The sequence below is a fragment of the Lactiplantibacillus nangangensis genome, assembly GCF_005405065.1.
GTDB classification, from domain to species: domain Bacteria; phylum Bacillota; class Bacilli; order Lactobacillales; family Lactobacillaceae; genus Lactiplantibacillus; species Lactiplantibacillus nangangensis.
The window spans coordinates 141,753-154,449 of record NZ_BJDI01000002.1; the positions used below are offsets into that span (position 1 = coordinate 141,753).

At 44.2% G+C, this 12,697-nt stretch carries 15 protein-coding genes; 10 read left to right on the forward strand and 5 right to left on the reverse strand.

What is annotated here, in order from left to right:
* Positions 1 to 45: 45 nt before the first annotated feature.
* The gene (gene greA / locus FFM70_RS02280) at positions 46 to 528 is read left to right on the forward strand and encodes a transcription elongation factor GreA (protein ID WP_137615231.1); all 483 of its coding nucleotides are present in this window, start codon (positions 46 to 48) and stop codon (positions 526 to 528) included.
* A gap of 71 nt (positions 529 to 599) precedes the next feature.
* On the opposite strand, the gene FFM70_RS02285 is transcribed toward greA, so the two are convergent.
* Both FFM70_RS02285 and FFM70_RS02290 read right to left on the reverse strand, forming a co-directional pair.
* Positions 600 to 1,307 carry a LiaF transmembrane domain-containing protein gene (locus FFM70_RS02285; protein WP_137615232.1) on the reverse strand — a complete coding sequence of 236 codons (708 nt, stop codon included), beginning with the start codon at positions 1,305 to 1,307 and terminating at the stop codon, positions 600 to 602.
* Positions 1,304 to 1,759: a LytTR family DNA-binding domain-containing protein gene (locus FFM70_RS02290; RefSeq protein WP_137615233.1), complete on the reverse strand. Its 456-nt coding sequence runs from the start codon at positions 1,757 to 1,759 to the stop codon at positions 1,304 to 1,306. Before FFM70_RS02290 ends, FFM70_RS02285 begins: the two co-directional genes overlap by 4 nt.
* Positions 1,760 to 2,017: 258 nt before the next feature.
* On the opposite strand from FFM70_RS02290, the gene FFM70_RS02295 reads away from it, so the two are divergent.
* Complete coding sequence (locus tag FFM70_RS02295) at positions 2,018 to 2,320, forward strand: HesB/YadR/YfhF family protein (RefSeq protein WP_137615234.1); 303 nt, start codon at positions 2,018 to 2,020, stop codon at positions 2,318 to 2,320.
* Between the two features lie 67 nt (positions 2,321 to 2,387).
* On the opposite strand, the gene FFM70_RS02300 is transcribed toward FFM70_RS02295, so the two are convergent.
* Entirely contained in the window at positions 2,388 to 2,846 is a 459-nt protein-coding gene (locus FFM70_RS02300) for a hypothetical protein (RefSeq protein WP_137615235.1), read from the reverse strand.
* Positions 2,847 to 3,020: 174 nt separating this feature from the next.
* Positions 3,021 to 5,660, reverse strand: coding sequence for a YfhO family protein (locus tag FFM70_RS02305; RefSeq protein WP_137615236.1), 2,640 nt, complete (start codon positions 5,658 to 5,660; stop codon positions 3,021 to 3,023).
* Between the two features lie 484 nt (positions 5,661 to 6,144).
* Between FFM70_RS02305 and FFM70_RS02310 the strand changes: the two genes are divergently transcribed.
* The 7 genes from FFM70_RS02310 to FFM70_RS02340 all read left to right on the forward strand — a co-directional run bounded on the left by FFM70_RS02310 (position 6,145) and on the right by FFM70_RS02340 (position 11,628).
* Positions 6,145 to 8,184, forward strand: a complete 2,040-nt coding sequence (locus FFM70_RS02310; protein WP_137615237.1) for a peptidoglycan D,D-transpeptidase FtsI family protein — start codon at positions 6,145 to 6,147, stop codon at positions 8,182 to 8,184.
* A gap of 127 nt (positions 8,185 to 8,311) precedes the next feature.
* On the forward strand, positions 8,312 to 8,461 hold the full coding sequence (gene rpmG / locus FFM70_RS02315) for a 50S ribosomal protein L33 (RefSeq protein WP_137607457.1): 150 nt from the start codon (positions 8,312 to 8,314) through the stop codon (positions 8,459 to 8,461).
* 158 nt (positions 8,462 to 8,619) lie between these two features.
* On the forward strand, positions 8,620 to 9,186 hold the full coding sequence (locus tag FFM70_RS02320; protein WP_137615238.1) for a 5-formyltetrahydrofolate cyclo-ligase: 567 nt from the start codon (positions 8,620 to 8,622) through the stop codon (positions 9,184 to 9,186).
* The gene (locus FFM70_RS02325) at positions 9,173 to 9,850 is read left to right on the forward strand and encodes a rhomboid family intramembrane serine protease (RefSeq protein WP_137615239.1); all 678 of its coding nucleotides are present in this window, start codon (positions 9,173 to 9,175) and stop codon (positions 9,848 to 9,850) included. Before FFM70_RS02320 ends, FFM70_RS02325 begins: the two co-directional genes overlap by 14 nt.
* Positions 9,851 to 9,877: 27 nt before the next feature.
* On the forward strand, positions 9,878 to 10,099 hold the full coding sequence (locus FFM70_RS02330; RefSeq protein WP_137615240.1) for a YqgQ family protein: 222 nt from the start codon (positions 9,878 to 9,880) through the stop codon (positions 10,097 to 10,099).
* A gap of 17 nt (positions 10,100 to 10,116) precedes the next feature.
* Entirely contained in the window at positions 10,117 to 11,079 is a 963-nt protein-coding gene (locus FFM70_RS02335; RefSeq protein WP_137615241.1) for an ROK family glucokinase, read from the forward strand.
* A 135-nt stretch (positions 11,080 to 11,214) separates the two neighbouring features.
* Complete coding sequence (locus tag FFM70_RS02340) at positions 11,215 to 11,628, forward strand: rhodanese-like domain-containing protein (protein ID WP_137615242.1); 414 nt, start codon at positions 11,215 to 11,217, stop codon at positions 11,626 to 11,628.
* A gap of 52 nt (positions 11,629 to 11,680) precedes the next feature.
* Here FFM70_RS02340 and FFM70_RS02345 read toward each other — a convergent pair whose 3' ends face one another.
* Complete coding sequence (locus tag FFM70_RS02345; protein ID WP_024625559.1) at positions 11,681 to 11,857, reverse strand: DUF3042 family protein; 177 nt, start codon at positions 11,855 to 11,857, stop codon at positions 11,681 to 11,683.
* 103 nt (positions 11,858 to 11,960) lie between these two features.
* On the opposite strand from FFM70_RS02345, the gene FFM70_RS02350 reads away from it, so the two are divergent.
* Complete coding sequence (locus tag FFM70_RS02350; protein ID WP_137615243.1) at positions 11,961 to 12,695, forward strand: glycerophosphodiester phosphodiesterase; 735 nt, start codon at positions 11,961 to 11,963, stop codon at positions 12,693 to 12,695.
* The last annotated feature ends 2 nt before the right edge of the window (positions 12,696 to 12,697 follow it).

Below are 12,697 nucleotides of genomic sequence, written 5' to 3' on the forward strand. Positions count from 1 at the left end.
GGCTGTTCTCTGTTAACTATTTAAAGAAATAGAGGAGTGGAAACATTGGCAGAAGATAAAACTTATCCAATGACAGAGGAAGGTAAAGTTAAGCTTGAACATGAATTAGAAGACTTGAAGCTTAACCAACGTCCTGAAATCATTAATCGAATTAAAATTGCACGGAGTTACGGCGACTTGTCCGAAAACTCTGAGTATGAGTCAGCTAAAAATGAACAAAGTTTGCTCGAAAACCGGATCAAGACGGTTGAACACATGCTACAATACGCAGAAATTATTGATAGCGAGAAGATTGACGAAACTGAAGTCTCAGTTGGGAAGATCGTCACGTTCAAGGAATTGCCTGATGAAGATCCTGAAAGCTACACCATCGTTGGGGCTGCTGAAGCTGACCCAATGCAAGGTAAGATTTCAAATGATTCACCAATTGCCAAGGGCTTGATTGGCCACCATATTGATGAAGAAGTTAGCATCAATATTCCAGCTGGTTCAATGAAAGTTAAGATTTTAAAAGTTGAAAATGCTTAATTGATTTGCAAGAAAGGGACGCATCGTCATGACTTGGGATAACCAAGTTGTGACGACGCGTCCCTTTTGTGTTAGATGTAGGTGATTGTTAATTGTCCGAGTGAAAGCCGGCCTTGCAAGTAAATGGTGGGCCCTTCAGTTTCAGGCGTCCCCTGGGTATTAAGTTCGCCCATACTGTTGTTGATATTGAGCTTGAGTTGCCAGCTTCTTGGGACATACAATTCAACACCACTCAAGGAAACGTCGACAGTAATCGTCGCGTCAGAGTGTGCCAGTTCAACGGCATCGAAGTAGATTTTCGCGCCGCCCATGGAAACGTGTATATTGGCGCCATTAAAGTCAGTGCTGTGAATGTAGCGGATACTGTTACTCATTGAAAGATCGATATTTACATTCGGGTCTTCAACGGTTGCACTACTAGGATGTTCATGGTCAAAGTGTCCATTCCAATTACCGTGATGACGGAAACGATAACGCCATCGAGGACGAATGAGGAGACTCAGACCGATACTGAGTAGTAAGGCGGCTCCCAGCACCGTCCAAGGAACTAGTGCTGTAATTCCCAGTGGCTTCGCATAAATAATTGCTAGCAATGCTATGGCAAAGACTAAGCTTGGCATGACCAAATTTCGCAGACTCGTAATGATGATGGCGATTAAGACGATGGATAAAAGTAATGTCCAGATGCCAACATGATAGGTGAAGAGACCTAACTGACTAGTGACGAGGACAATGGCGCTGACGAGGAAGAAAGCACCCCAAAACCAACGTTGTTTCATTTAAAGGACCCCTTTTCAAGTGATAGTTTTAACTCGCGATAATATCGACGTGAAGCATACAACTGTTTGTGTGTTGCCTCAAATTCAATTAAATTTCCAGTTAAGGATTTGGTCAATGAACGGACCAGTTGGGTGTTAACGATCGCCGACTTAGAGACGCGGCAGAAATTTGCGGGTAGTTTTGTCGCTAAGTTGGCTAATGATTGCGAAATCTGGTAACTCGTCGTGCGCGTATGGGCGTGTACTTTGTGACCAGTCGCTTCAAAAAATAGTACCGTTGCTAGTGGGAGCTGGATCGTGTGACCGGCCTGTGAAACAGTGAACGTCAATGATGCGAACAAAAAACTTTCAAGTTGAGCACGTAATTGCGCAGCGTTGGGATCATTTTCTGGTAAGTGTAGGGTAATCATTGGTTCGGTCAATCCCGTCTCAGTTTTGACGGTTAAGCGCATGGTGCTCACCTCCCTTGGCTGATAATAGTACACCACAGTTGCCCATGGCTTGTAAATACTTACGGCCTAAGTGGTCTGATTTCAGGCGTAAGTGGTTGTATGAGTTGCATTGAAGTTCCAAGCAGCTCTGAACGGCCTGGATCATGGTATTAGCGTGGAAAAAAGACTGCTACCTTGTTCAATTGCTTACAATGTTGCGTTTTAGGTGAAAAAAGGAGACAATGTTGTAAACGATTACAAAAGATGAGGTGAGCGTTAATGAAGATTACAATTACGCCAGCAGCTAGCAAGTGGTTCCATGAGGACATGGGGGTCACAGCTGGTAACGGTGTCCGTTTTTACGGTAAAACATATGGTAAAACGGCGGTTCATCACGGTTTTTCAATCGGCGTGATGCGAGATGATGACCCTCATCAGCCAATCGTAATTAACGAGGTTGATGGTGTGAACTATTATGTTAATGATCGTGATGAATGGTTCTTTAAAGGGTATGATTTGACTGTTGATTTTGATGCAGAGAATGACGGACCAAAGTACGAGTATACGCCTAATCAAGACTAGACCATTGTAGGTTATCGCAATCAAAAGAATGTCGTTCTATACTGGAACGGCTTTTTTTAGTCCAATCTTAGATCGTTGACTGCTTGCGAGCTTTTATGACTTTACTGATTAAGAGACCAATCAGTATCGGCAACACTAACAATAGGCTGAGACTCTTTAAGAGCCAATTGATGAGTGGCCCGATCATATCGTCTGCCGCGCCATTTAGCAACATTAAACTCGTATGTGCAACAGCTGGATTCAAACTACTCCAAGTTCGCTGAGCGGTTCCAGGTTGATCACGCAAGACGTTTTGATAGGCTTGTTGTCCTGTCGACCGAACAGTCACATGGTGCTGGCGCCATTTTGGTAACGAGAGGTTGAGGATCGGATACCAGACCAAATAACTACTTGCTAGATACATATTGGCGACATTCCAATGAAAAACAAAAGCACCAGTGCGGGGGGCTGTAACTAAATAACCAACAATTAAGACGAAAAATGCCGTACTGAGATAGGCCTGAATGAAGATTTTGAGACGTGACATGTGACCACCTCCGTTATGAGTGAACCAGTTTCAGCAGTTGTGATGCAATCAGATTATTGTCAGCATAGTTGCCGGTGAACTTGGTGTCAATTTTCGCGTTTAGCTTGGTCAGTGTGCAAACTTTGGCAAAAAAATGTTCCAGCGTCGATTTAAATCGATGCTGGAACATTTTAATTAGTGACGCCGTCGTTTCAAGGCAAACCAGGCAATGGTTCCGATGGCAGTCAGACCAGTCAGACTCAAACCAGTGACCAGATAGGGCGGTCGATACGTCAAAGTGACGGTATGCTTGCCTTGACTGAGCGGGACGGCAACAAAAGTGTTAATGACTTTCTTAGTCTTGGCCGCTTGACCATCAACCGTCGCGTGCCAGCCAGCTGAATATGGAATGGTCGTCATCAAGACTGGTTGCTTTTGCTTAATGTTGATCGTGCCAGTCAGCTTGCGGCTAGAGTGCTTGGTGAGTTGCCAAGGCGACTGTTGGAGTTTTTTGGCAGATTGTTTAAATTGCTGATTATTCAACTTATAAAGCGTAAAGTTTTGTAGCCAGAGTGAGGTTTTCTTCATCTGAATCCCAAATGTGACGGTCTTACCTTTACTATTCGTAGCCACATTGACCGCGATCGTATGGCGATAAGTCGGATATTGTTGCAATTCTTTACCGTTAATATAATAACTGGCGTTAGTGTTTGTCAGGTTCGATCCTAATGTAATGTAATAGGAATCATTTGTTTTAGGAGTGAACTTGAAATAAATGGACCCGGTTTTTGCCAGATTCTTCTTATTGACCACGGCGCCGGTTAACGTGGTCACTTGTTTCACGTTTTGGAAGACCACTTGATCGAAGTTTTCAGCTGAGATCAAATCGGTCTTAGAACGGTTAGCCAAGGTTTGATAGATCAATTCTTGGCGGGCGATTGGATCACCAGTCGTCTTAGACACTTTCAAATCAGTAATCTTATCCGAAGCCGCAAAACCGAGTCCCAAGGCGTAGGGATTCTTATAAGTCGTCACTTCGGGATTACTTAAACCAGTCTTTTTCTGATAATGGGTCAAATCAGGCTTTGTACTGGTGACCGGAATATAGCTATTGTAATTATTGTTATCTGCTTGCGCATTCGGGATGTGCTTGCCCATGAAATACCGCATGTCTAAGAGTGAATCGGTAATCAGTGTCCCATTAGAATAGGTCACGACCCCGTCACCATCCGGTTGACCAATGGACCCAAAGAAATTGGGAATGATGCTTTCAAAGGTTGAACTAAAGTGATCAGCGCCATTGTAAGCGGCCTGCATGGGATCATCCTTGGTTCGAGTGAAGGTCTTACCAATCCGATAGAAACTGTTATCATTGCCCTTAATTTGGTTAACCGTTTTGTCAAGGGCCACGGTGTATTTACCAAACTCATCCTGTGAGACGTAAGAGATATTATTTAGCGAAGCGACAACGTTCACACTCATATCAGTCGCGACAAGTAGTAGCGCGATTAAGTGATAAATAATCCGGTTCTGTTTGGGTACGAGTAGCAAAACTAAGCTGACCGCTGCCAGCCCAATCGTAATCAACAAGTTGGGAACATTAATATAGGTGACATGCTTAATGTTCAGGTAAACGGTTGTAAACAGGCCGGTCGTCAATGCGAGCATGATCAGGCCTTGCCACCACTTGATGGTCAACTTTTGTGTCAGCGCCTGGGCGCCAATCCAAACGATCCAAAAGCAGAAGACAAAGGAGAAACGATACGGGTACCAAACTGGAAATTGGTCTGCGTGCCAGAGTAGATCCAATGGCTCATAACAGAACGACAGGACGAGAACGGCCGTGACGAGCAAGGCACAAATTTTAACCGACCATTTGGGGCCCTTTCGCAAGAAGAATAAAATGAAAGCAAAAATGACTAGCCAAGCGAGATAAAAATTAGGTTGACCAGATGGCATCTGATCAAAATTAAAACTACCCGTTACAAACTTTGCTAGCATTTTCCAAGGGGCATACTCGAACTTCCAATGGAGCTTCGTAACGTTGTACTTGGCCTTACTTTGCATCAAGGCCCAGAAGGTTGGTAGTAGCAACCAAGCTGAAAGTGCGACAGCGAGGAGGCCACCCCAGGCAAACTTGAGAATGTGCATGCCAAAGGTCTTGAAGTTTTGCCAATATTTAGTTGCGCCATACAACCAATAGAGGCAACTGAACAAGATGACCATGTAACCCATATAATAATTGTCAATCAGCATAACGGCTAACCAGCCAGCAAACCAACGAACTTTACCCGTTTTGAAAAGGCGTTCTAGACCTAAGATAACTAATGGTAAAATAGCGGTCGTGTCCAGCCAGATCATGTTCAGTTGATTGGCGACCATCCAACCCATTAAGGCGTAGGCGGTACTAAAAGTTGGGATTAACCAGCCTTTTTGCGTCTGAGTCTTGGTGAGTAACCACGCGAAGGCCCAACCGGCACACCCATATTTTAAAACGGTGACGATGAAGATCCCGGTCGTGAGTGATTGTCCAGGGAAGAATAAGTAAATTAAATTGAAAGGACTCATTAAATAGTAAGCCCAGACGCCAACCATTTCACCGCCAATTGTTTTGGAAAAGGAGTAGAAAAATGCACTTGGATCATGCAAGAGGGTGTGGCGGAAGTAGGCGAAGAGATCAACATACTGTTGTCCCAAATCGACTGTTAATAGACTGCTCGACCCAAATGGGGCCATGTGCCGATAGATAAAATAACCGGTCATAATGATTAACGGCAACCAGAAGCTGACCCAGAGCGGCCAAGTTCGTTTGTCAAAAATACGACGGATTCTCAAAATGCCACCTCAATCTCTTTCTAAATCTTCAGTGTCTCGGTTATCTGTTTGTTGCGTGTGAGGAGGCACTGAAATTTTATGTCTATCGTCTAGGATAGCATAAGTGACTTCAATCGTCGGTTAAAACTTTGTTATAATTGTTCGGAAATTTATTGTGGGAACTTGTTAGCTTCTTTCTATAATATTGCTGACTTTACATGGGTTGAATAGGCGTCTTCAAAAAACAATACCCGGCAGTTTCCAAACAAGTGTGTTGGCACGCGACGGCTAGTCGGGTTGCGATAAGTCTTTGTGATGATTTGTTAAAGAAGCGTATAAATTCATTTCATCTGGAATGCGAAACAATGGGATTTATAGTACACTATTGAATGATGAATACCCACAGGGTAAAATAGCATAAGTAGTGCAATAAAGTGCGATTGCTAGTCACAGGGCAACGTGGTTGTGCCGTCTTGTGACCAAATTAAGAACGGGAGCCTGAGAATTGAAACTGTTTAAGAAAGTAACTGCAAACCGTGATCCCAATAAATCACATATTCCATTTCGATTGAATTTTTTGTTTTTTATCGTCTTTTTACTCTTTGCAGCGTTAATTGGTCAGCTGGCTTACTTACAAGTCGACTATGGGAATAAATTTGCCACGGAAGTTAATTCGGCAAATAATACGACCGCGACCGCTAGTGTGCAACGGGGTTCCGTGTATGATTCAACTGGCCGGGTAATGGTTGGGAACAAGTCCCACCAAGCGATTCAATATACCAAGGGGCTAAATGTTGCTTCTACTAGAATGTATTCTGTTGCGACGAAATTGAGCGATTATTTAACGGTCCCAACCGATACGTTGACTGATCGGAACAAGGCTGATTATTATTTAGCGAATGCCAAGCATCTTAAAGCAATCGCGAAACATGTTAAGACGTCCTCAGACGCTAGCGTGCTGTACGATCGTGAACTCAAATTTGTGACGGACAACCTTATCGATGGGTTCACTGAAAGTGAGAAGAATGCCGCCGAAATCTATGCCAAGATGAGTGGGGCTTATTCCTTATCAACGGTCAATATCAAGTCGACCGGTGTCACCAACACGGAACTGGCTGAGATTGGGGAACATCAATCTCAGATGCCGGGGATCAAAGTTGGGACGAGTTGGACGCGCAGTTATCCAAATGGGACGAGCTTAACAAGTGTGCTTGGGACTGTGACTACTGAAAAGCAAGGGTTACCAAGTGACAGTATCAAGACATTGCTTGCGCAAGGCTATTCGCGTGATGATTCTGTTGGTCAAAGTCAATTGGAAAAGCAATACGAAAGCGTCTTACGAGGCACTAAATCACAAACTGAAGTTAAAACGCAAGATGGTGTCATTAAAAAGGAAATCAAGAAATACGGTGGTCAAAAGGGTGATAACGTTGATTTAACCATCAATGCTAAATTCCAAGAACAAGTTCAAAGTATCATTATGTCCGCCGCTAAGTCGGTTGGCGGGAGCAATCCTTATTCTCCTGGGGCCTATGCGGTTGTGCTGAACCCAAGTACTGGGGCGGTTTATGCCTTGGCTGGTGCGAGCCGGGATCTTTCAACTGGTAAGGTGACTGAAAACGCGTTGGGGACGATTAACCAATCGTTTGTTATGGGGTCAGTTGTGAAGGGTGCGACCGTTATGGGTGCCCTTCAATCTGGTGTCATCACGCCAACTAGCAGTACGTTGACCGATACCCCAATTAAGTTACAAGGGACGGCAACCAAGAGTTCATGGTTTAATCATGCCGGTGGAACGAGTTTGACGTTGAATGCGTCAACTGCGATGGAAGTTTCTTCTAACTCGTACATGATGCAATTGGCCATGAAGGAAGGCGGCTATAGCTATGCTTCTGGTAAAGCCTTGAGCATGTCGACCTCGATCTTTTCAAAATTACGTGGCTACTTTAACCAGTTTGGTCTTGGGGTGCCAACCGGGATTGATTTACCAGGTGAAGCCACTGGCTATGAAGGGGTTGCTAACCAAGCCAATATTGGTAAAGCGTTAGACTTGTCCTTCGGGAACTATGACTCTTACACCACGGTTCAAGTCGCCCAATATATCGCAACGATGGCCAATGGTGGACAACGGATTGCGCCGCACGTGGTTGCAGCAATTTCTGGGACGAACGCTGACGGGAGTCAAGGTAAAGTGAAAACGAACGTCGGGGCTCGGGTCCTCAATACGATCGATGTACCAAGCTCATACTTTGATGTGGTTCATCAAGGCTACTGGGACGTGGTACATGGGACGAGTCAATATAAGACTGGGTCAACTTTAACGGATGTGAAACCAGCTGTAGCGGCCAAGTCTGGGACGGCTGAAACGTTCCACGGGACGACGCCGACTGAAACATTGAGTTTAGCGACGTATGCGCCATACAAAAATCCAAAAGTGGCGATTGCAATCGTCTTTCCTGGGATGAATGACAGCACGACGAGTCATGTCAACTTGGAAACTGCCATCTCAATCTATAAGGCTTTTTGGAAGTATAATGCCAAATAATTAAAAAATGTTTTTTCGGTACCAGTATCTGAATTGATACTGGTATTTTTTTAGTAATAATGGTATAGTAGTTCAAGTTAAGGGCTCCAGCCCTGTATTATGCGAATGAGTTTGGAGGGTTTACAACATGCGGGTACACATTACACTAGAATGTACAGAATGCCATGAACGCAACTACTTATCTTCAAAGAACCGTCGGAACAATCCGGACCGGGTTGAATTTAAGAAGTACTGTCCACGGGATCACAAAGTGACATTACATCGCGAAACGAAATAACAACGGGGTTACCTGTTGTTTTTTCGTGGCATTGTCGTTAGGCAATGGGTTTCTCATTTGTTGGCAAATGGCTGCTTGTTTTAAACAATCAGCCGTGTTGATGAATGAGATTTTTTGGTATTAAGAGAAAAAGTCAGTTGACTATGGGAGTGTGACGCATGGAAAAAGGTGCTTTTCGAAAACAACAGATTTCCCGCTTGAGTCAGTTATCAGCGACAGAACGTGCACAGCAAAATCTCGATCTGCAACGGCAATTAGTCGCGACTACGGCCTGGCAGCAAGCTTCAGTGATTGCGACCACGATTAGTAGTGAGATTGAAGTTGCGACTCAGCCAATCATTGAATTGGCTTGGGCCGCTGGCAAACAAGTTGTCATCCCAAAAACATTACCACATCGGCAGATGGCATTTATGCCATATACGCCCGAAAGTCAGTTAGAGCGTACTAAGTTTGGCATTTTTGAACCAACCGCTGGGCCGACATTCTTGAAAACGGCGATTGACTTGATTTTAGTACCAGGTCTAGGGTATAGTCGCACTGAACTAGCTCGAATTGGCTTTGGCGGTGGCTATTATGACCGGTACCTTGCGGATTACCAAGGTGTTAAATTAACGTTGGCGTTCCGTGAAATGGCTTTCGAACAGGCGGAATGGCCCGTTGATGCCTATGATATTTTATTAGATCAATTGTTGGTCGCAAAGGATGGTGTTCATGACGAGTCTTAAACGTTGGTGGCAAACCGAACCAGCGATGACCCAATTGCTACTAGGCATAACAGTTATCGTTTTCTTGGGCGAATTTTTACTGGGTGGTAGTACGGTACCAGCAGTCTTGTATATGCTGGGAGCCAAAAACAATCAAGCTATCATTGCTGGGCAGTGGTGGCGGTTGATCACGCCAATATTCTTACATATGGGATTGACGCACATTGCGCTAAATGGTGTCGTGATCTATTTTATGGGAATGCAGATTGAGGCGCTGTTTGGTCATTGGCGGTTGCTGGCAATTTACTTGTTAGGTGGCATCAGCGGTAATATCATGAGTTTTGGCTTGTCACCGGATCAATCGGTCGGGGCCAGTACCGCGATATTTGCACTGTTTGGGGCCTTTTTAATGGTCGGTGAATCTTTCTGGGAAAATCCGATGATTCGCCAATTGACCGGCCAATTCTTAATGTTTACCGTTTTAAACTTAGTCTTTGATTTGTTCTCAACGGGGATCGATATTTGGGGTCATGTTGGTGGTTTAATTGGTGGCTTTTTAATCGGTTACATGGTTGGCGTGCCACGGATGGGCAAGATTCCAACCATCAAACGGCTCTTAGCTGGTATCACCTTAGTCATTGCTTGGGTCGCGATGATAAAATTAGGTTTTACAAATTTTCAATAAACTGTATAATTAATCGAGGATATGCACATGAAAACACTTTACGACGTACAACAGTTACTGAAAAAGTTTGGTGTTTACGTATACGTGGGCAAGCGGATTTGGGATATTGAACTCATGGCGATCGAGGTCGATCATTTGTACCAAGCCGGGGTGCTAGATGCCAAAATGTATGCTCGCGTAAAACTCGTATTGGCTCATGAGCACCGGATAGAAGCAGAACATGCACGTGAAGACCACGCGCATGATTAATGGAGGGATTTCTTAACATGGATCGCAAATTAATCGGTGTCGACCTTGGCGGGACGACGACCAAATTCGCCATTTTAACAGAAAATGGCGACATTCAACAAAAGTGGAGTATTGAAACCACTATCTTAGATGAAGGCTCACATATCGTGCCAAACATCATTGACTCAATCAACCATCATTTGGATCTTTATAAGATGGATCGTTCTCAATTTGTTGGGATCGGGATGGGGACGCCAGGAACGGTTGATTTAGATGCTGGGACTGTTATTGGCGCCTACAACTTGAACTGGAAGACCCTGCAACCAGTTAAGGAACAAATCGAAGCTGGGACTGGCATCAAGTTTACGCTTGATAACGATGCCAACGTTGCTGCCTTAGGCGAACGCTGGAAGGGTGCCGGTGAAAACGGAAACGATGTTGCTTTCGTGACCTTAGGCACTGGTGTCGGTGGTGGTTTGATTGCTGGTGGTCATTTACTTCACGGTGCTGCTGGTGCCGCTGGTGAAATTGGTCACGTCACGGTTGAACCAAATGGCTACATGTGTACTTGTGGCAAGCGCGGTTGTTTGGAACAATACGCTTCAGCTACTGGTGTTGTGCATGTTGCCCGCGACATGGCTGAAGAATTCTCCGGCGTTTCTAAGTTAAAAGAACTTTTAGACAACGGCGAAGAAATCAGCTCAAAGATTACCTTTGATTTGGCTAAAGAAGACGATGCTTTAGCTAAGAAGGTTGTGGATAAGGTTTCTTATTACCTTGGTTTAGCTTTAGCTAACGTTGGTAATACCATGAACCCATCTTCAATCATCATCGGTGGTGGGGTTTCAGCTGCTGGGGACTTCTTATTGAAGCAAGTTGATGCTTACTTCCACGAATTTACATTCCCAACTGTTCGTGAAACGACTCATTTGAAGCTAGCTGTTTTAGGTAATGACGCCGGTGTCATTGGTGCCGCTTCATTAGCCCAACGGTTTATCTAAGTAATCGTTTAAAAAAGAGCCTTTTAGGGCTCTTTTTTGTTAGTCCACAGCTAAATCTGAGTGGATAAGCGGGAAGGACTAGTAAAAGTAAGCGGTTTTGTGTAAAATAAAGAAGTAGAAATTAGGAGGGATAGCGTGGTTTTAGGTGCAGTCAATGCGATGACCTACGTTAACATTGTGTTAATCGTACTTATCGCGGCATATTTTATTTATGTTTTTTATAGTTATATTCGTCGTCGCCAAGTTTCAACGATGCTCGATGAAGAAGAATTTACCAAGGGAATGCGTAAAGCTCAAGTGATTGATTTACGCGAAAAGAAGGAGTTTGACGCTGGCCATATTTTGGGTGCGCGGAACATTCCTTTTAATTCGTTGAAAGTTCGCATGAACGAATTGCGGACGGATATGCCAGTATACGTTTATGATCAAACGCATACGTTAAGTACCCGTGCAGTGGCGATGCTAGCTAAGAAGGGGTTTAAGGAACTATTTATCTTGAAGCCTGGCTATGCACGTTGGGAAGGTAAAACGAAAAAAGCGAAGTATTAAAAAAATGGCGGCTGGAACAAAATAACTTTGTTCGTGCCACCATTTTTTGCTATTAACCGTTATGTGCTGAACGGCTCTTGCGTAAAGCCTTTTTACGGCTTTCTTCAAATTTGTTTTCTTGATCTTCGATTGGGTCAACGACCTGCTTCTTGAAAGATAAAACGGAACCGATAACGGCGCCAGCAGTGGCAACGACCCCAAATAAGAACCCACGTGTAAATGATTTCATCGTTTGAACCTCCTAATAATTTGTTATATTCATTATGTATGTTTTTTAGTGAAAGCGCAATATTAAAAGCTTAAAAAAGGCCTAAGCTAATTGAGGTGATTAGATGCTGACTCAAATTATTGCCCATCGTGGCAGCAAAGGGACACGTCCCGAAAATACGTTACCTGCTTTCCAAGCCGCCTTGGCGGATGGGGCGGATGGTATTGAGACTGATGTCCATTTATCCAAAGACGGGCACTTGATTATTATTCATGACGAAAAAGTTGACCGGACTACTGACGGTAAGGGACGCGTGTTGGATCTGACCCTTACCGAATTAAAAAAGTTAGATGCGGGGGCTAAGTTTGACCCAGTTTACGCGGGGACTCGCATTCCAACGTTAGATGAAGTGGTGCAATTATTGATTCAAGCCCATTTTACGGGTATTTTCAATTTAGAATTAAAGACAAACAAGATTCATTATGACGGTATTGAAGCGCTGGTGGCAGATTACTTTAATCATCATCAGGTGCCGTTCAAATTGGTGTACTCCAGCTTCTATCCCAAGTCGATTGAGCGACTACATGCCCTGCAACCGGAGGCGGAGTTTGACAGTCTATTTGAGTCTAAATTTAAAACTGCCAAGCGATTGCACGCCGAGCATGTGATTATTGGTTACCACCCAGATATTCGCTGGGTTCGGCGACATTGGTTGTTATTGCCTAAAGTGCAATTGCGGCCTTGGACGGTGAATACAGAGCGCGACATGCGTTTCTGTTATCGGCATCGTTTCGCGGGGCTGATTACGGACTATCCGGGGTTGGCGCATCGGTTACGGTTAAAAATGCAAGGGGGCTAAGA